The sequence below is a fragment of the Photobacterium sp. R1 genome (assembly GCF_054600795.1).
This window is the reverse complement of the sequence record NZ_BAAHZP010000798.1, coordinates 1-249: the sequence shown is the minus strand read 5'-3', so window position 1 is coordinate 249 and position 249 is coordinate 1. Positions and strand designations below refer to the sequence as shown.

Annotated in this window: 1 pseudogene; it reads left to right on the top strand. The window is 47.0% G+C overall.

Annotation, left to right across the window (positions count from 1 at the left end):
- Window positions 1-249: pseudogene (locus tag ACYP03_RS27260) on the top strand (hypothetical protein); the annotation flags it as partial.

Here is a 249-nt window from a genome sequence, read left to right as displayed (position 1 = left end):
GAGATGATAGAACAGCATTTTGCTGACACTGAGAAAGCCGTTGATCCTGTTATCGACCGCTCTGTGATTAACAATCCGGCACTGTTTGATTTGCTGCTTCAACTGCATATGGCATTTGAAGCCGCCAGTTTTGATCTGACCAAACACTCTTTGCTGACTGTGGCGCTGGAGTCGTTGTTTTCTCAATACGGCAATGCTGGTTGTGATGCTGACAAGATCGGGCATACTCAGAAGCATACGGGCGTTATC